Genomic DNA, 16,789 nt, shown 5'->3' with positions numbered 1-16,789 from the left:
CCGCTGACAATTTCCTGAGGACACAGAACATGAGCAATATCCCTGCCGACCTGCGTTTTGCCGAAAGTCACGAATGGGCACGTCTGGAAGCCGATGGCACCGTCACCGTGGGCATCAGCGATCACGCGCAGGAAGCGCTGGGTGATGTGGTGTTCGTCGAGCTGACTGAAGTTGGTAAAGTCTTCAGCGCTGGCGATCAATCTGGTGTGGTGGAGTCGGTTAAAGCCGCTTCCGACATTTACGCTCCGATCAGCGGCGAAGTGATTGCGATCAACGAAGAACTGGGTGGTTCGCCAGAGTTGCTCAACACCGACCCGTACGGCGCGTGGATCTTCAAGCTCAAGCCAAGCGACAAGGCAGAGCTGGAAAAGCTGCTGGATGCCGCCGGCTACAAGGCTGCCATCGGCGAATAAGCCTGACGCAACATCCCAAAGCCCCGATCCGTCGGGGCTTTTTCATTGCGGGCTCAGGCGTCGCGCAAAACCGCTTTCACCGCCGCCACCGAACGCTCGACATCGGCTTTGCTCATCGCCGTGAACATCGGCAGCGAGACAATCAGCCGACCGACCTGCTCAGCGACCGGGAACATGCCCTCCTTGAAGCCGCACTCGCGGTACAGGCTCAACAGGTGAATCGGTGGGTAGTGATAGCCGATCCCGACACCCAATGCCTGCATCTGCTCCATGAAAGTCGCCCGCGCCGGTTTGCCATCCGTGCGTTCCGGTAATACCAGCTGGAACAGATGCCAGTTACTGTTCTCGAAATCCGCTGGCGGCAGTTGCGCTCCGTACTGCGCTTCGAAATCCTCGCCAAAACAGGCGAAATAGTGCCGGGCCAGGTCACGGCGATGAGCGGTGATGGCTTCGATATGAGCAAATTGCCCCAGGCCAATGGCTGCGGCGACGTCGGTCATGTTGAACTTGCCACCCAGCAAGTCGACATCCAGGCCATCGAAGCCGTTGCGGGTAACGCCCTGCAACCGGTATTTCTCCGCCAGTCGTACTTCTTCGGCCGTATTCAGCACCAGGCAACCGCCCTCGGAGGAGGTGACGTTTTTGTTCGCCTGGAAACTGAAGGACACGAAGTCCCCCGTCGAACCAATGCGTTGGCCGTTCCAGCTGGAGCCCAGCGCCTGGGCTGCATCCTCCACGATCCGCAGGCCGTGCTTTTTCGCCAGGGCGTACAAACGTGTCATGTCCACCGGCAACCCGGCGAGGTACACCGGGATGATGGCTTTGGTGCGGGGGGTAATCGCCGCTTCCAGTTGATCGAGATCGATATTGCGGGTCATCGGGTCGATGTCGGCAAACACCGGGGTGGCGCCGACTTCCAGGATGACGTTGGCGGTGGCCACCCAGGAAATCGGCGTGGTGATCACTTCATCGCCCGGCCCGACCCCGGCAATCCGCAAGGCGATTTCCATGGTGCAGGTGCCGGAGTTGAAGGTGCGCACCGGGCGCCCGCCAAAATACTCCGAGAGTTGAGCTTCGAAGGCCTGGACCTTGGGGCCGCTGGTGATCCAGCCCGAGCGCAATACGTCGCCGACGGCGGCAATCGTGGCTTCATCGATAGTAGGTTTGGAAAACGGCAGGAAAGGCAGTTGGCTCATGGATACAGTCACCGATCAGCGGACATTGGGCAGGCGGCGGACATGATGATCCGGATTGCTCGAGCGCGCCACGCCATCCACCGGGAGATCGACTGCTATGCTGGTTTGACCGTGTTGCATCGACGCTGAGCGCCAGTCAAGAGAGAGCCCGTCATGTCCCAGTTGCCGTCCCTGAGCCAGTTACGCGACCCCAATGCCTTTCTGCGCCGCCACCTCGGGCCCGATGCCGCCGAGCAGCAGGCGATGCTCGACAGCCTCGGCCTGGGCAGTCGGGTCGAATTGATCGAGCAGACGGTGCCGCCGGGCATCCGTCTCAACCGGGCGCTGGATCTGCCCCCGGCACTCGATGAAGAGGCCGCGCTGGCCAAGCTGCGCGGTTATGCCGAACAGAACCAGGTCTGGACCAGCCTGATCGGCATGGGCTACCACGGCACCCTCACACCGGCCGTCATTCTGCGCAACGTGCTGGAAAATCCCGGCTGGTACACCGCGTACACCCCTTATCAACCTGAGATCGCCCAAGGGCGGCTCGAAGCGCTGCTTAACTTCCAGCAACTGACCATTGACCTGACCGGCCTGGAGCTGGCCAATGCCTCACTGCTTGATGAGGCCACCGCCGCGGCGGAGGCCATGGCCCTGGCCAAGCGGGTCGCCAAGTCCAAAAGCAACCTGTTCTTTGTCGACGAAAACTGCCACCCGCAAACCATTTCCGTGGTGCAGACCCGTGCTGAAGGTTTCGGCTTCGAGCTGATCGTCGACGCTGTGGATAACTTGAAGCAGCACCAGGTGTTCGGCGCATTGCTGCAATACCCCGACACCCACGGTGAAATCCACGACCTGCGGCCGCTGATCGATCACCTGCACGCGCAACAGGCCCTGGCCTGCGTCGCCACGGATTTGCTGAGCCTGTTGATGCTGACCCCGCCAGGTGAACTGGGTGCCGATGTGGTGTTCGGTTCGTCCCAGCGATTTGGCGTGCCCATGGGCTACGGCGGGCCTCACGCGGCATTTTTTGCCAGCCGCGATGAATACAAACGGGCAATTCCCGGGCGGATCATCGGTGTTTCGAAAGATGCGCGGGGCAACACCGCCTTGCGCATGGCCCTGCAAACCCGCGAGCAACACATCCGCCGGGAGAAGGCCAACTCCAACATCTGCACGGCCCAGGTGCTGCTGGCCAATATCGCCAGTTTCTATGCGGTCTACCACGGCCCCGAAGGGCTCAAGCGGATCGCCCAGCGGGTTCATCGGCTGACCTGCATCCTGGCCGCCGGGCTTGAGCGCAACGGTATCACCCGGATCAACCGGCACTTCTTCGACACCCTGACGCTGGAAGTCGGCGGAGCCCAGACCGCGATCATCGAAAGTGCCCGGGCCGCACAGATCAACCTGCGCATTCTCGGGCGCGGCCAACTGGGCTTGAGCCTTGACGAGACCTGTGACGAAGGCACCGTGGCGAAGCTGTTCGATGTGTTCCTGGGGGCCGATCACGGGTTCAGCGTCGATGACCTGGATGCCGAGGTCTTGCCTGGCGGTATTCCCGAAGGGCTGGTGCGAACTTCGCCTTATCTGCGCCATCCCGTGTTCAGCGCCCATCACAGCGAAACCGAGATGCTGCGCTACCTCAAGCAACTGGAAAACAAGGACCTGGCGCTCAATCAATCGATGATCCCGCTGGGCTCCTGCACCATGAAGCTCAATGCCACCAGCGAGATGATCCCGATTACCTGGCCGCAGTTCGCCAACCTGCACCCGTTCGTGCCCAAGGAACAGGCCGCCGGTTATGGACTGATGATCGAGGAGCTGGAGCGCTGGTTGTGTGCGATCACCGGTTTCGACGCGATCTGCATGCAACCCAACTCCGGTGCCCAGGGCGAATACGCCGGGCTACTGGCAATCCGCAAATACAATGAGAGCCGGCAACAGGGCGGCCGCGATATTTGCCTGATTCCTTCGTCGGCTCATGGCACCAATCCCGCGTCGGCGCAGATGGCCGGGATGCGCGTGGTGATCGTCGAGTGTGACGAGGCGGGCAACGTTGACCTGGATGACCTCAAGGAAAAAGCCGCGCAGGCCGCAGACAAACTCGCCTGCCTGATGGCGACCTATCCTTCGACCCATGGCGTGTATGAGGAGGGAATCAGCGAAATCTGTGAAGTGATCCACCAGCACGGGGGGCAGGTGTACATGGATGGCGCCAACCTCAATGCTCAGGTCGGGTTGGCACGACCGGCAGATATTGGCGCCGATGTCTCGCACATGAATCTGCACAAGACCTTCTGCATTCCCCATGGTGGCGGTGGGCCGGGCATGGGGCCGATTGGTGTTCGGGCGCATCTGGCGCCGTTCGTGGCCAACCATCCGGTGGTGCCGATCGACGGCCCGCTTCCGCAAAATGGCGCCGTCAGCGCAGCACCCTGGGGCAGCGCAAGCATTCTGCCGATCAGCTGGATGTACATCGCGATGATGGGGCCGCAGTTGGCGGACGCCAGCGAAGTGGCGATCCTCGCCGCGAATTACCTGGCGCGGCATTTGTCCGGTGCCTTTCCTGTGCTCTACACCGGGCGCAACGAGCGGGTGGCCCATGAATGCATCCTCGACCTGCGTCCGCTCAAGGCGTTGACCGGCATTACCGAGGAGGACGTGGCCAAGCGCTTGATGGATTACGGCTTCCATGCCCCGACCATGTCGTTTCCGGTGCCGGGGACGCTGATGGTTGAACCGACCGAAAGTGAGTCGAAGGCGGAGCTGGACCGGTTCATCGGGGCAATGCTGAGCATCCGCGCGGAAATCAACGAGGTGCAGAACGGCAATTGGCCGGCTGAAGAAAACCCGTTGAAAGGTGCGCCGCATACGTTGGCCGATATCACCGGAGTGTGGGAGCGGCCATACAGCATCGTGCAAGCGGTCACGCCAGACGCGCACACCAAGGCGCACAAATACTGGCCGGTGGTGAACCGGGTGGACAACGTGTATGGAGACCGGAACCTGTTTTGTGCCTGTGTGCCGGTGGATGATTACCGCTGACATTTCAGGCTGTTCCCACAGGGGTATCAGTGAACATGAGGTTGTGTTCGCAAAGCAAAAAAAATGCCGCTCATATGAGCGGCATTTTTCATTCGCAACGCTTACTCCGAAGCCACGGCATTCTTCGCCAGGATCGCGTTTGCCAGCTCCATGTCCGTGGCTTGCAGGCCCGGGTTGTCGGCGCGGACTTTCTGCATGGCCGCTTCCAGGTACGGGCCGCGGATACTGCCATCACTGGCGACGAAGCTGCTGGCATCGTCCTGGGCTGCGACAACCAGCTTGTTATCCTTGGATGTCAGATAGCTCGAACCGGTGGTTGCGCCGGAGGTGAGAACGTTACGCCAAAAAGTATCGGCCATCGCCGAACCGACAGGCAAAGACAACAGCGCGACGGTAGCGACAGCAAGTTTGAAACGCATGACAGGGTGACTCCACTGGGTTGACTACGCGGTTGGATTGCCAACCCCCAATCGAGTTCCGTGGTCGCCTAATCCGCCGCTTCGACCAGCAGGATCGCGCCTTGCTGGCCGACCACCCGCACGCGACTGCCAATGCCAGCATCCGGCCCTCGGGCCATCCACACGCCGTCGGCCACCTTGATTTTGCCGCGACCGTCGACAATCGCTTCATGCACCACAAAGGTTTTGCCGATCAGATCCTGACCGCGCAGGTTCAGGTGCGGCTGATCGCTCGGGCGCGCCGCCGTGCGCTGACGTCGCCACCAGTACAACGCGGTGGTGATCGACAGCAGGCCGAACAGCAGAAACTGCCATTCCCAGGACAGGTCCGGCAGCAGGAAGGTCAAGACGCCCACGGCGGCCGCAGCCATGCCGATCCACAGCAGGTAACCGCCGGCGCCGAACACTTCGAGAATCAACAGCACCGTGCCCAGCGCCAACCAGTCCCAGAACGAAAGGTGCTGCAAAAATGCCCACATGGCGCGCCTCAGGCTTTCTTGTTATCGAAAGTGGCCTTGACGATTTCGCCAATGCCGCCCACCGCGCCAATCATCGAACTGGCCTCCAGCGGCATCAGGATCACCTTGCTGTTGTTGGCCGAAGCCAGCTTGCCCAGCGCATCGATGTACTTTTGCGCGACGAAGTAGTTGACCGCCTGCACGTTGCCGCTGGCGATGGCTTCGGACACCACTTTGGTCGCCTGTGCTTCTGCCGCGGCTTGCCGCTCGCGGGCTTCGGATTCCAGGAACGCGGCCTGGCGACTGCCTTCGGCTTCGAGGATCTGTGCCTGCTTCTTGCCTTCCGCGGTCAGGATCGCTGCGGCGCGCAGGCCCTCGGCTTCGAGGATCTGTGCACGCTTGATCCGTTCGGCTTTCATCTGCCCCGACATCGCCGCCATCAGGTCGGCGGGTGGGCTGATGTCCTTGATCTCGATCCGGGTGATCTTGATGCCCCACGGCGCGGTCGCTTCGTCGACAGTGCGCAGCAGTTTTTCGTTGATCCCGTCACGCTGGCTGAGCATGGCGTCGAGTTCCATCGAGCCGAGCACGGTGCGGATGTTGGTTTGCAGCAGGTTGCGGATGGCGTGTTCGAGGTTGTTGACCTCATAGGCCGCCTGGGCCGTGTTGACCACCTGGAAGAAGCACACGGCGTCGATTTGCACCGTGGCGTTGTCGGCGGTGATGACTTCCTGCGGCGGAATATCCAGCACGCTTTCCATCACATTCATCTTGCGGCCGATGCGGTCCATGACCGGAATGATGACGTTCAAACCCGGCTTGAGCGTGTTGGTGTAGCGACCGAAACGCTCGACTGTCCATTCAAAGCCCTGGGGCACGACCTTGAAACCCATGAACAGAATGGCGACCACCAGGCCGACAAAAAGCAAAAGCACACTACCGATCTGCATAACGATTCCTTGTTGATGTGTGGATCTGTGGAGTTTCAATCGCTGGAGTGTAGCTGTGCCGATGCCGGATAAGTACAGCCGGGTCTCAGTTCTGCTCGCTCTGGGGTGTCACGCGCAGAACCTCCTCGATGGTCGTCAGCCCGGCGCCGACTTTTTGCGCTCCTGACAGCCGCAGGCTGCGCATGCCTTCCTTGAATGCCTGGCGCCGCACGGCCAGCAGGTCGGTATCAGGACTGATCAGCGCTTTGATGCCATCGCTTAACTGCATGATTTCGTAGACCCCGGCGCGACCGCGATAACCGGTGTCGCGGCACTCCACGCAACCGATGGCTCGCTGGGCATTGGTCGGCAAGGGTGCTTGCCAGGGGCGGGTCAGGGTTTGCCAGTCGTCTTCGCCCAGCGTCAGCGGCGCCTTGCAGTGCGAGCACAGGGTTCGCACCAGTCGCTGGGCCATGACGCCAAGCACCGTGGCCTTGATCAGGTAGTGCGGCACGCCGAGCTCCAGCAGGCGGCTGATGGCGCTGGGTGCGTCGTTGGTGTGCAGGGTCGACAGCACGAGGTGCCCGGTGAGCGCGGCCTGGATCGCCATCTCTGCAGTTTCGAGGTCGCGGATCTCGCCGATCATGATGATGTCCGGATCTTGCCGCATCAGCGCGCGCACGCCGGCGGCGAAGGTCAGGTCGATGTTGTGCTGGACCTGCATCTGGTTGAACGCAGGCTCGATCATTTCGATCGGGTCTTCAATGGTGCAGAGGTTGACCTCCGGCGTCGCCAGTTTTTTCAGGGTGGTATAGAGGGTGGTGGTCTTGCCCGAACCCGTCGGCCCGGTGACGAGGATGATGCCGTGGGGCTGGCGGGTCATGTCTTGCCAGCGGCGCAGGTCGTCGGCGGAGAAACCAAGCTGGTCGAAGTCCTTGAGCAATACTTCCGGATCGAAGATCCGCATGACCATTTTTTCGCCGAAGGCCGTGGGCAGTGTCGACAAGCGCAGTTCGACCTCTCCGCCGTCCGGGGTCTTGGTTTTCACCCGGCCGTCCTGGGGTTTGCGTTTCTCCGCGACGTTCATGCGCCCCAGGGTTTTCAGGCGACTGACGATGGCCATGGTGACCTGGGGCGGGAATTGATAGACGTTGTGCAGCACGCCGTCGATGCGAAAACGCACCGTGCCTTGCTCGCGCCGGGGCTCGATGTGGATGTCGCTGGCACGCTGCTGGAACGCGTACTGGAACAGCCAGTCGACGATGTTGACGATGTGTGCGTCGTTGGCGTCGGGCTCCTGGTCGCTGGCGCCGAGGTTGAGTAACTGTTCGAAATTGCCGAGGGTACTGACTTGCGGGTCGGCGCTGTTCGCCCCAGTGACCGATTTGGCCAGGCGGAAGAATTCGACGCTGAAGCGCTGGATGTCCACCGGGTTGGCCACCACGCGCTTGATCGGCAGCTTGAGCACATGGGTCAGGTCAGCTTCCCAACCGCTGACATAAGGTTGGGCGCTGGCCACGGTGACCGCCTCGCGGTCGATCGATACCGCGAGGATCTTGTGGCGCTGGGCGAAGGCATAGGACATCAGCGGGGTCACGGCAGCGACATTGATTTTCAACGGGTCGATGCGCAGGTAAGGCTGGCCGGCCTGCCGGGATAGCCACAAGGTCAGGCTCTCGAGGTCCAGCGGTTTGCCGGGACGGCTGAGATCGTCCAGCTGTTGGCTGGCAATGAACTCCAGCGGATGCATCTGGCCAAGGGAGGCGTTGCGGCGACGGGCATTGAGCGCGTGTTCGGCCGAATCCTGACTGATAAAGCTCTGGGCGACCAGTTCGCGCAGCAGGTCATTGAGATCCAGCCAGCGGTCCTGAAAGGCGAGATGTACGGACATGCGGGCTCCTTTTGAACGACAGTGCGCAAAGGATAGCCGTGGCCCGGCTGACAGCTGGGCCACTACCCGACAAAGCCGTTTCGGCGTTTTTCAGCCCGCCGCTTGAGCCGCTTCGGCCCATGGGGAATCAGCTTCTTGCAGCTCCACCGAGCAAACGCTGATCAGGTTACGAAGTTTTTCCGCAATCACTTGCGCGCGGTGCCAGCTCAAACCGTCGATGACGATCTCGATGTTCAGCCAGTCGTCCTGGCGCTGTGCGTTGACCTGTTCCGGGGTGAGCAGTTGCAAAGCGAACAGATTGAGGGCACGACACAGCAGGTCCGGTTCTGCCTCGGCCAGCATTTGATAGCGAACCCGGCAATGGGCGTTACCGACGTTCCAGACATCGGAACGGGCAGGTGGGGTGTTTACGGCTTCGAGATACGGCATGGTCTGGCTCCAAAATCATTGGAGAAATGTTTACATCCTGTGCCGGGTATTTCTTCTCTATGATTGGCTGTATTGCAGAATTGAAGAATAAATCAATTCACTTGTTAGTCGATTAAGGGTTTTTTTATGCAAAGCGAACTGGACAGCTACGACCGCAAGATCCTCGCCTTGCTGCAAGAGGATGCTTCGCTTTCCAGCGCACAGATCGCCGAACAGGTGGGGCTCTCGCAATCGCCGTGCTGGCGGCGGATTCAGCGGATGAAAGAGGAGGGCATCATTCGCGCTCAGGTGACCTTGCTCGACCGCAAGAAAATCGGCCTGAACACGCAGATCTTCGCGGAGGTGAAACTCAATGCCCACGGGCGTTCGAACTTCACCGAATTCACCGAGGCGATTCGCGGCTTTCCGGAGGTGCTGGAGTGTTACGTGCTGATGGGGGCGGTGGATTTCTTGCTGCGGATTGTCACGGCGGACATCGAGGCCTACGAGCGTTTCTTTTTCGAGAAACTGTCGATGGTGCCGGGGATTCAGGAGGTGAATTCGATCGTGGCGTTGTCGGAGATCAAGTCGACGACCAGTTTGCCGGTGGTGCGATAAAGCAAAAAGATCGCAGCCTGCGGCAGCTCCTACATTCGGATGGAGTACACCCGTAGGAGCTGGCGAAGCCTGCGATCTTTTCGGTATTACAGGCGCAGTAACATTTTCCAGGCACGGTTCTGATACACCGCAATCGCCTGCTGCTTGCGCGCATCCAGGACTTCGTCGGTGATCGATTCGTTAGCCAGTTGCGCCAGTTTGTTCAGCTCGCCGTAGAGGCGATCCATTTCCGGGATCTCCAGCACGTTACGCGCATGGTGCAGCCAGACCTGGATGCGTTCGATGCGCGGCAGTTGCTCGGCCAGGTCTTCCGGTTGTTGCTGGTAACGTTGCAATTGCAACGAAGTGGCCTCTTCGCCCAAAAGGCGCGGCAACCAGCTGCCCAGTTGCGCAGCGCCCTGGCGATTGCCACGGGTGTTGCGGTCGGCGGCCCAGGTGCGGGCCAGCAGCCAGCGCGAGCTGGTCAGGGAGAACAGGCCCCAGCGCGGGTCTTCGAGCTCTTCGAGGAACTGCTCGGGCGCGGCTTTGCGCACGTCTTCATCTTCCAGGCCGGCCTGGACCAGCGGGCGCCAGTCTTCCAGCAAGGCATCAAGGGCGATACGCAGGTCGTGGGTCGACTGACGCGGAGCGGCCTGGCCCAGGCTGCTGATCAGCGCGCGCATTTCCGCGAGACATTCGACCCAGTCCTGCAACAGGCGCCAGTGACCATTGAAGCGATACTGCTCGGCCAGACGCTGGCTGCTGCCCAGCAAATGCCAGCTCAGCGCGGCGAACGCGTCGTCCAGCGGCGTTTCGGCGGTGATCTGCGGCGCCGGCAGGCTCAACGAATAGCTGTGGGCGTCGTACAGGCGATAACCGCGCTCGGCCTTGCTGATGTCGCAAGGCATCAGGGCCAGTTTCTCGGCCAGCTCGGCGGCCAGTTCCAGCAGGGCTGCCGGCTCGCCTTCGCGCAGTTCCAGTTCCAGCTCGCAGATTTCTTCTTTCTGCTTGCCGACCACGACGTGACCCAGGTCCAGCGCGGCTTCGATGACCACTTTGGTCTTGCCGCGACCCCAGGCGATTTCCGCGCATTCGCGGACGAAGTCGGTGGTGAAGATCGGCTTCAGGGTCTTCTTGTCCAGCTCGGCCAGTTCCTCGGGCCAGCATTCGCCGTCGAGTTTCTTCAAGTCGAGCTTGGCCTTGGGCAGGGGCCAGTTGAATTCATTACGCTCGGACAAGCCGGCGACGCTCTGGCCGCGGGTCTTGAGGGTCTGAATCACTTCTTCGCCATCCTTGCGCAGGCGCAGGGCGACTTTGGCCTGGGCCAGGTCGCGCTCGGGCGTGTCGAAGTACTGATTCATCAACTCACGGCGTTCCCAGCCACTTTTGTTGCGTTTTTTCAGTAACGGGTGCTCGCGCAGGGCGGCGAGGGTTTCGCGGCTGACGCGGAGTTTGATTTCGGTTTCTTTCTGCATGGCCGGAAAATCCAGGATCGGGAGCGCAGCCGGGGGAATGTGTGGCTGCCAAGGTCGTGCAGTGTACAGGACTCACGGTTAGTACGCGCCGAGACGGTTTATTCCTGTCATCGGTTGGTTCTATGATGGACCTCAATTCGGGTGCCGGGAGTCAGCGATGCCATTGCCATCGATGAAAGAACAATTCGCTGCGTTGATCGCCGCACCGTCGGTCAGTTGCACGCAGCCCAGTCTCGATCAAACCAACCGCCCGGTTATCGATCTGCTGGCGACGTGGCTCGGTGAGCTGGGTTTCACCTGCGAGATCCAGCAGGTCAGCCCTGGCAAGTTCAACCTGCTGGCCAGTTTCGGCTCCGGCCCCGGCGGCCTGGTGCTGGCCGGGCACAGCGACACCGTGCCGTTCGACGGCGCGTTGTGGCAAACCGACCCGTTGAAGCTGACTGAAGTCGACGGTCGTTGGATTGGCCTGGGCAGTTGTGACATGAAGGGTTTTTTCGCCCTGGCCATCGAGGCGGTCAAACCGCTGCTCGATCAACCGTTCAAACAGCCGTTGCTGATTCTCGCCACCTGCGATGAAGAAAGTTCGATGTCCGGTGCCCGCGCGCTGGCCGAAGCGGGGCGACCGCTGGGGCGGGCGGCGGTGATCGGCGAGCCGACCGGGCTCAAGCCGATCCGCATGCACAAAGGCATCATGATGGAACGCATCGACATTCTCGGGCAGAGCGGTCATTCCTCCGACCCGCGCCTGGGCCACAGCGCCCTGGAAGCCATGCACGATGCCATCGGTGAACTGCGTGGCCTGCGCCTGTTGTGGCAGCGCGAATTCCGCAATCCGCAGTTTGGCGTGCCGATGCCAACGATGAATTTCGGCTGCATCCATGGCGGCGACAACCCCAACCGCATCTGCGGCCAGTGTTCGCTGGAATTCGATTTGCGCCCGCTGCCCGGCATGGACCCCAAAGTCCTGCGCGCCGAGATCCTGCAGAAGCTCAAGCCGGTTGCCGAGCGGCATCAGGTCAAGATCGATTACGCGCCGTTGTTCCCTGAAGTGCCGCCGTTCGAGCAGGCTGAGGACGCCGAGCTGGTACGCCTTGCCGAAAAGCTCACCGGTCACAGCGCCGAAGCAGTGGCGTTCGGCACCGAAGCACCTTATCTTCAGCGCCTTGGCTGTGAAACGCTGGTGCTTGGCCCGGGTGATATCGCTTGCGCCCACCAGCCGGGGGAATACCTCGAAATGTCACGTTTGCAGCCTACGGTGCATCTACTAAGGCAGCTGATCGAACACTATTGCCTGACACCGGCCTGAGCTATTTAAATTGCCGGTACCCAAACCCGTATTCATGAGGAGAGCGCGCGTGTCGCCAAGCCTGTTCCGACGATAACCATCAGCCCGCTGTGCGTTTTCAGTTTCGCCCTTTTTTCGGCTGCTATTTATTACAGGCCCAGGTTCATGCCCGAATACGTCAATTGGCTTCGTCACGCTTCGCCTTACATCAACGCTCACCGCGATTGCACCTTTGTCGTCATGCTGCCCGGCGACGGCGTTGAGCACCCCAACTTCGGCAATATCGTCCACGACCTGGTGCTGTTGCACAGCCTGGGCGTGCGGCTGGTGCTGGTTCACGGTTCCCGCCCGCAAATCGAAGCGCGCCTCGCGGCCCGTGGCCTGACCCCGCATTACCACCACGGCATGCGCATCACCGATGCCGCGACCCTGGAGTGCGTGATCGACGCGGTTGGCCAGTTGCGCATTGCCATTGAGGCTCGCCTGTCGATGGACATGGCTTCGTCGCCGATGCAGGGCTCGCGCCTGCGGGTGGCCAGCGGCAACCTGGTGACGGCACGGCCGATCGGCGTGCTTGAAGGCGTCGACTATCACCACACCGGCGAGGTGCGCCGGGTCGACCGCAAGGGCATCAACCGTTTGCTGGACGAGCGCTCCATCGTGCTGCTGTCGCCGCTGGGCTATTCGCCGACCGGGGAAATTTTCAACCTGGCCTGCGAAGACGTCGCCACCCGCGCGGCCATTGATCTGGGCGCGGACAAGCTGCTGCTGTTTGGCGCCGAACTGGGCTTGATCGACGAAAACGGGCGCCTGGTGCGCGAATTGCGTCCGCAACAGGTGCCGGCGCATTTGCAGCGTCTGGGCAGTAACTATCAGGCGGAACTGTTGGATGCCGCTGCCGAAGCTTGTCGTGGCGGTGTGGCCCGTAGTCATATCGTCAGTTATGCCGAGAACGGTGCACTGCTGACCGAACTGTTCACCCGTGACGGCGGCGGTACGCTGGTGGCCCAGGAGCAGTTCGAAGTGGTGCGCGAAGCGGCCATCGAAGACGTCGGCGGACTGCTGGATTTGATCAGCCCGCTGGAAGAGCAGGGCATCCTGGTGCGCCGTTCCCGTGAGGTGCTGGAGCGCGAGATCGAGCAGTTCAGCGTGGTCGAGCGCGAAGGCATGATCATCGCCTGTGCGGCGCTGTATCAGATTGCCGATTCGGATGCCGGTGAACTGGCGTGCCTGGCGGTGAATCCGGAGTATCGCCATGGCGGTCGCGGTGATGAATTGCTGGAGCGCATCGAGACCCGCGCCCGGGCTCAGGGTTTGAAGACTTTGTTCGTCCTTACCACCCGTACCGCTCACTGGTTCCGCGAGCGTGGTTTTGTGCCGAGCAGCGTTGACCGTCTGCCGTCGGCGCGGGCGTCGCTGTACAACTATCAGCGTAATTCGAAGATCTTCGAAAAAGCCCTTTGAGGTTTGAACGACTTTTGTAGGAGCTGCCGCAGGCTGCGATCTTTTGATTTTGCTTTTTCAATATCAAAAGATCGCAGCCTGCGGCAGCTCCTACAGGAGCCTTGCGTTACTCCTGCACAAACTTCGCACTGACATACGGCGAATAGTCCGCCAGCACCGTCTCCACCTTCCCTTGCTCCTTCAAGAATTTCGCCGTCTCGCCAATGGCCTTGGCCGTGCCGCCGTCCAGTAGCGCGGTGCTCTGTTGCGCCTTGGCATCCGGGAATGCGGATCCGGCCAGTAACTCCGGCACATCGGCGGCATTGGCACCGGTCAGTTTGGCGATTTTCTGCACGGGCTCCGAGTCCACCGTCCAGTCGGCTTTATGCGCTGCGTAGTCGGCAAAGGCGTCGAGGGTGACCTTGGCGAATCTGGCCACCACCTCCGGGTGCTTCTCGGCGTAATCCTTGCGCGCCACCCAGACTTCAAAGGTGGGTGCACCCCATTGGCCTACCTGCGCAGCGTCGGTCAGGGTCTTGCCAGTCCTGCGGATTTCCCCCAGGGCGGGCGACCAGACAAACGCGCCATCAATATCACCACGCTTCCAGGCTGCTGCGATTTCCGCCGGCTGCAGGTTCACCACTTTGACTTGCGAACTGTCCAGGCCCCAGTGCTTCAGCGCACCAAGCAGGCTGTAGTGGGAGGTTGAAACGAAAGGCGTGGCGATGGTCTTTCCGATCAGATCTTGCGGTTTCTCGATGCCGCTGCCGTTGCGCACCACCAACGCTTCGGCCGCGTTGATCTGGGCCGAGACGATGAACGCGACAATCGGCAGGTTGCGCGAGGCGGCAGCGGCCAGCGGACTGGAGCCGAGATTGCCGATTTGCACATCACCGGAGGCAATCGCCGTGACCACTTCCGGGCCGCTGTTGAAGCGTCGCCAGTCGATGGGCTGGCCAATTGTTTTTTCATAAAGGCCATCGGCCTGGGGGACTTTGCTGGGGTCGATTCCGGTTTGATAGCCGACAGTGAGGTTTGCTGCCTGGGCGGCGAAAGAAAATGCGAGAGATACACAAACTGTAACAATTGGTCCGGATAGTGCGCGTTTGGTCGTCATGGGGCCGCCTTTCGGTAAAGGATTTGTTTCCGAATTGCGTAAAAAACTAATCGATCTAAAAAAACAAAAATAAATACTTTTTAGGAATTAGCTTATGAGCCGAGCCCTCTGTTCTGGGGGATCTGTAAATCGGGTGCTAAATTCCTAAACGGTATTAGAAAAGAATGGGGTAATTCTTTTCAGGTTCATGACGAACTCATGACCCGGCAGGGACCAAAAAACGGGGATTAGACTATGGTCGTAGACACACATGGTTACGATTGACTTGTGGGTCACGGTCTGGCGCTAATCGCGAATCTTAGGATTTCGGGCGACGACTCGAGACCAGGAATACAAGAATTAGAATCGAGAGGAGCTACACAATGAACAAGTCCACCTTGGCTTTGGCCGTGGCCGTAGGGGTTTTGGCGCAGCAGGCAGGCGCCGCAGGTTTCCTGGAAGACAGCAAGGCGTCCATCAGTTCCCGGACCATGTATTACAACAACGATAACCGTGAAGGCGGTGCGGATCAGAAAGAGTCCGCGGAAGGCCTGAAATTCGATTATCTGTCCGGTTTCACCCAAGGCACTGTCGGTTTCGGTATCGACGCCCAGGCACTGCTGGGTATCCACCTGGACGGCGGCAAGGGTCACCACCCGGACAACAACACCTTCTTCCCAAGCGACACCGATGGTTCGGCCGTACACGAATGGAGCCGTGCGGCGGCCAACGTCAAGGCGCGCTTCTCGAAGACCGAAGCCCACCTGGGTGGCGCTCTGGCACCCAACTTGCCGATCCTGGTCGCGAACGACAGCCGTCTGCTGCCGCAGACCTTTGAAGGCGGCACCATCACTTCGAAAGAAATCGACAACGTGACCTTCAACGCAGGTCAGTTGGAGCATTCGGCGGGTCGCGCTTCTTCGAACTCCACCGGCCTGGCCGTGGCTGGCGGTACAGAGGACAGCAACAAGTTCTACTACGGTGGTGCTGACTGGAAGGTCACCAAGGACCTGACCCTGCAGTACTACCACTCGAATCTGAAGGACTACTACAAACAGGACTTCCTGGGCTTGGTCCACGTGTTTGCGATCGACGCCAAGCAGTCCTTCAAGACTGATATTCGCTACTTCGACAGTAGCTCCGACGGCAAGAACGGTGATCCGGGATTCCGTTTCAACAACAACAACGGTTTCGCCAAGACCCCGGGCGAGGTCGACAACAAGACCTGGAGCGCCATGTTCACCTACACCCTGGGTGGCAATGCCTTCCTGGTCGGTCATCAGCGCGTCAGCGATGACGGTGGTTTTGTCTACCTGAACCAGGGCAACGTGGTCGATGGCAATGGCCGTCCGGAAGGGAACGGCGGCGCCAGCTTCTACCTGTTCACCGATTCCATGATCAACGGGTTTGTTCGTGCCGGTGAAAACACCACCTTCGGTCAATACTCCTATGACTTCGCCGGACTGGGCGTGCCGGGCCTGAAAACTTCGATCGCCTACCTGCATGGCGACAACATCAAGGCTACCAACGGCAGCGGCCCTGATGGCTCCGAGTGGGAACGCGACATGCGGATCGACTACACCATCCAGCAGGGTACGCTCAAAGGTTTCGGCGTAACGCTGCGTAATGGCGTCTACCGTGGCAGTGAAGTCTCCAACAACCCTGATGTTGACCAGACTCGTCTGATCTTCAACTACACCTACAGCTTCCTGTAACAAGCCTTGAGAAAAAAACCTCGCCCGCTGGCGAGGTTTTTTTTGTCCGTTCTTTTATATTCCATAAAGATCTTTGCTGATTATTTATTATTCTTTTTGGTTTTTAAATATCCCGCTTAAAGTGCGCCTGTCCGTCACTCATCCCTGAGCCCGGATTTGGCAGTTTCGTCCCTCGATATTTGCTCAGGTTCAGGATTCGGCCTTGCCGTCGATACCTCGGATCTGTCGTGGGAAGCCATATTCCTAAGCGGAATTAAAAACTACCAAAAAATTCTTTTTGGCTTTAAGGCCATGTATCCTGCGGCCCGCAAAATGACCGGCCTAGACGGTTTGCCGCGAATTAATGCATTCAGGATCCCGGGCAATCGATTCGGGACCAGGAACATCAGAACTAGAAA

General features: G+C 60.1%; 14 protein-coding genes. 6 read left to right on the top strand and 8 right to left on the bottom strand.

Annotated features, from left to right (window positions below; translation table 11 throughout):
- Positions 1-29: 29 nt before the first annotated feature.
- Positions 30-413: a glycine cleavage system protein GcvH gene (gene gcvH, locus ACMDB8_RS26735; protein WP_056726399.1), complete on the top strand. Its 384-nt coding sequence runs from the start codon at positions 30-32 to the stop codon at positions 411-413.
- A gap of 53 nt (positions 414-466) precedes the next feature.
- Here the strand turns inward: gcvH and ACMDB8_RS26730 are convergent, their stop codons facing one another.
- Positions 467-1,609: a DegT/DnrJ/EryC1/StrS family aminotransferase gene (locus ACMDB8_RS26730; RefSeq protein WP_056726400.1), complete on the bottom strand. Its 1,143-nt coding sequence runs from the start codon at positions 1,607-1,609 to the stop codon at positions 467-469.
- A 153-nt stretch (positions 1,610-1,762) separates the two neighbouring features.
- On the opposite strand from ACMDB8_RS26730, the gene gcvP reads away from it, so the two are divergent.
- Positions 1,763-4,636, top strand: a complete 2,874-nt coding sequence (gene gcvP / locus ACMDB8_RS26725; protein ID WP_056726401.1) for an aminomethyl-transferring glycine dehydrogenase — start codon at positions 1,763-1,765, stop codon at positions 4,634-4,636.
- A 101-nt stretch (positions 4,637-4,737) separates the two neighbouring features.
- Here gcvP and ACMDB8_RS26720 read toward each other — a convergent pair whose 3' ends face one another.
- The 5 genes from ACMDB8_RS26720 to ACMDB8_RS26700 form a co-directional block, all read right to left on the bottom strand.
- Positions 4,738-5,055 carry a DUF2388 domain-containing protein gene (locus ACMDB8_RS26720; RefSeq protein ID WP_056726402.1) on the bottom strand — a complete coding sequence of 106 codons (318 nt, stop codon included), beginning with the start codon at positions 5,053-5,055 and terminating at the stop codon, positions 4,738-4,740.
- A 68-nt stretch (positions 5,056-5,123) separates the two neighbouring features.
- On the bottom strand, positions 5,124-5,573 hold the full coding sequence (locus ACMDB8_RS26715) for an NfeD family protein (protein WP_056726403.1): 450 nt from the start codon (positions 5,571-5,573) through the stop codon (positions 5,124-5,126).
- Positions 5,574-5,581: 8 nt separating this feature from the next.
- Positions 5,582-6,502, bottom strand: a complete 921-nt coding sequence (locus ACMDB8_RS26710; RefSeq protein ID WP_056726404.1) for an SPFH domain-containing protein — start codon at positions 6,500-6,502, stop codon at positions 5,582-5,584.
- An 85-nt stretch (positions 6,503-6,587) separates the two neighbouring features.
- Positions 6,588-8,372: a GspE/PulE family protein gene (locus tag ACMDB8_RS26705; RefSeq protein ID WP_056726405.1), complete on the bottom strand. Its 1,785-nt coding sequence runs from the start codon at positions 8,370-8,372 to the stop codon at positions 6,588-6,590.
- A 90-nt stretch (positions 8,373-8,462) separates the two neighbouring features.
- Positions 8,463-8,801 (bottom strand): hypothetical protein, encoded by a 339-nt coding sequence (locus tag ACMDB8_RS26700; protein WP_056726406.1) that lies wholly within the window; start codon positions 8,799-8,801, stop codon positions 8,463-8,465.
- A gap of 126 nt (positions 8,802-8,927) precedes the next feature.
- Here ACMDB8_RS26700 and ACMDB8_RS26695 point away from each other — a divergent pair, with 126 nt between their 5' ends.
- Positions 8,928-9,398, top strand: coding sequence for an Lrp/AsnC family transcriptional regulator (locus ACMDB8_RS26695; protein ID WP_056726407.1), 471 nt, complete (start codon positions 8,928-8,930; stop codon positions 9,396-9,398).
- Between the two features lie 86 nt (positions 9,399-9,484).
- Here the strand turns inward: ACMDB8_RS26695 and ACMDB8_RS26690 are convergent, their stop codons facing one another.
- Positions 9,485-10,852: an inorganic triphosphatase gene (locus ACMDB8_RS26690; protein ID WP_056726408.1), complete on the bottom strand. Its 1,368-nt coding sequence runs from the start codon at positions 10,850-10,852 to the stop codon at positions 9,485-9,487.
- A gap of 157 nt (positions 10,853-11,009) precedes the next feature.
- Here ACMDB8_RS26690 and argE point away from each other — a divergent pair, with 157 nt between their 5' ends.
- Positions 11,010-12,158, top strand: a complete 1,149-nt coding sequence (argE, locus tag ACMDB8_RS26685) for an acetylornithine deacetylase (protein ID WP_056726409.1) — start codon at positions 11,010-11,012, stop codon at positions 12,156-12,158.
- A gap of 144 nt (positions 12,159-12,302) precedes the next feature.
- Positions 12,303-13,601: an amino-acid N-acetyltransferase gene (argA, locus tag ACMDB8_RS26680; RefSeq protein WP_056726410.1), complete on the top strand. Its 1,299-nt coding sequence runs from the start codon at positions 12,303-12,305 to the stop codon at positions 13,599-13,601.
- 106 nt (positions 13,602-13,707) lie between these two features.
- Here argA and tauA read toward each other — a convergent pair whose 3' ends face one another.
- The gene (gene tauA, locus ACMDB8_RS26675; protein WP_056726411.1) at positions 13,708-14,697 is read right to left on the bottom strand and encodes a taurine ABC transporter substrate-binding protein; all 990 of its coding nucleotides are present in this window, start codon (positions 14,695-14,697) and stop codon (positions 13,708-13,710) included.
- 362 nt (positions 14,698-15,059) lie between these two features.
- Between tauA and ACMDB8_RS26670 the strand changes: the two genes are divergently transcribed.
- Entirely contained in the window at positions 15,060-16,391 is a 1,332-nt protein-coding gene (locus ACMDB8_RS26670; RefSeq protein ID WP_056726412.1) for an OprD family porin, read from the top strand.
- Positions 16,392-16,789 lie beyond the last annotated feature (398 nt).

The organism is Pseudomonas monachiensis (genome assembly GCF_047345015.1).
Lineage (GTDB): Bacteria > Pseudomonadota > Gammaproteobacteria > Pseudomonadales > Pseudomonadaceae > Aquipseudomonas > Aquipseudomonas monachiensis.
This window is presented reverse-complemented; position numbering and strand designations above follow the sequence as displayed.

Bases quoted from the DNA above. Each gene is read 5' to 3' on its own strand.
- gcvH (WP_056726399.1), top strand. From the start codon at position 30: ATGAGCAATATCCCTGCCGACCTGCGTTTTGCCGAAAGTCACGAATGG.
- ACMDB8_RS26730 (WP_056726400.1), bottom strand. From the start codon at position 1,609: ATGAGCCAACTGCCTTTCCTGCCGTTTTCCAAACCTACTATCGATGAA.
- gcvP (WP_056726401.1), top strand. From the start codon at position 1,763: ATGTCCCAGTTGCCGTCCCTGAGCCAGTTACGCGACCCCAATGCCTTT.
- ACMDB8_RS26720 (WP_056726402.1), bottom strand. From the start codon at position 5,055: ATGCGTTTCAAACTTGCTGTCGCTACCGTCGCGCTGTTGTCTTTGCCT.
- ACMDB8_RS26715 (WP_056726403.1), bottom strand. From the start codon at position 5,573: ATGTGGGCATTTTTGCAGCACCTTTCGTTCTGGGACTGGTTGGCGCTG.
- ACMDB8_RS26710 (WP_056726404.1), bottom strand. From the start codon at position 6,502: ATGCAGATCGGTAGTGTGCTTTTGCTTTTTGTCGGCCTGGTGGTCGCC.
- ACMDB8_RS26705 (WP_056726405.1), bottom strand. From the start codon at position 8,372: ATGTCCGTACATCTCGCCTTTCAGGACCGCTGGCTGGATCTCAATGAC.
- ACMDB8_RS26700 (WP_056726406.1), bottom strand. From the start codon at position 8,801: ATGCCGTATCTCGAAGCCGTAAACACCCCACCTGCCCGTTCCGATGTC.
- ACMDB8_RS26695 (WP_056726407.1), top strand. From the start codon at position 8,928: ATGCAAAGCGAACTGGACAGCTACGACCGCAAGATCCTCGCCTTGCTG.
- ACMDB8_RS26690 (WP_056726408.1), bottom strand. From the start codon at position 10,852: ATGCAGAAAGAAACCGAAATCAAACTCCGCGTCAGCCGCGAAACCCTC.
- argE (WP_056726409.1), top strand. From the start codon at position 11,010: ATGCCATTGCCATCGATGAAAGAACAATTCGCTGCGTTGATCGCCGCA.
- argA (WP_056726410.1), top strand. From the start codon at position 12,303: ATGCCCGAATACGTCAATTGGCTTCGTCACGCTTCGCCTTACATCAAC.
- tauA (WP_056726411.1), bottom strand. From the start codon at position 14,697: ATGACGACCAAACGCGCACTATCCGGACCAATTGTTACAGTTTGTGTA.
- ACMDB8_RS26670 (WP_056726412.1), top strand. From the start codon at position 15,060: ATGAACAAGTCCACCTTGGCTTTGGCCGTGGCCGTAGGGGTTTTGGCG.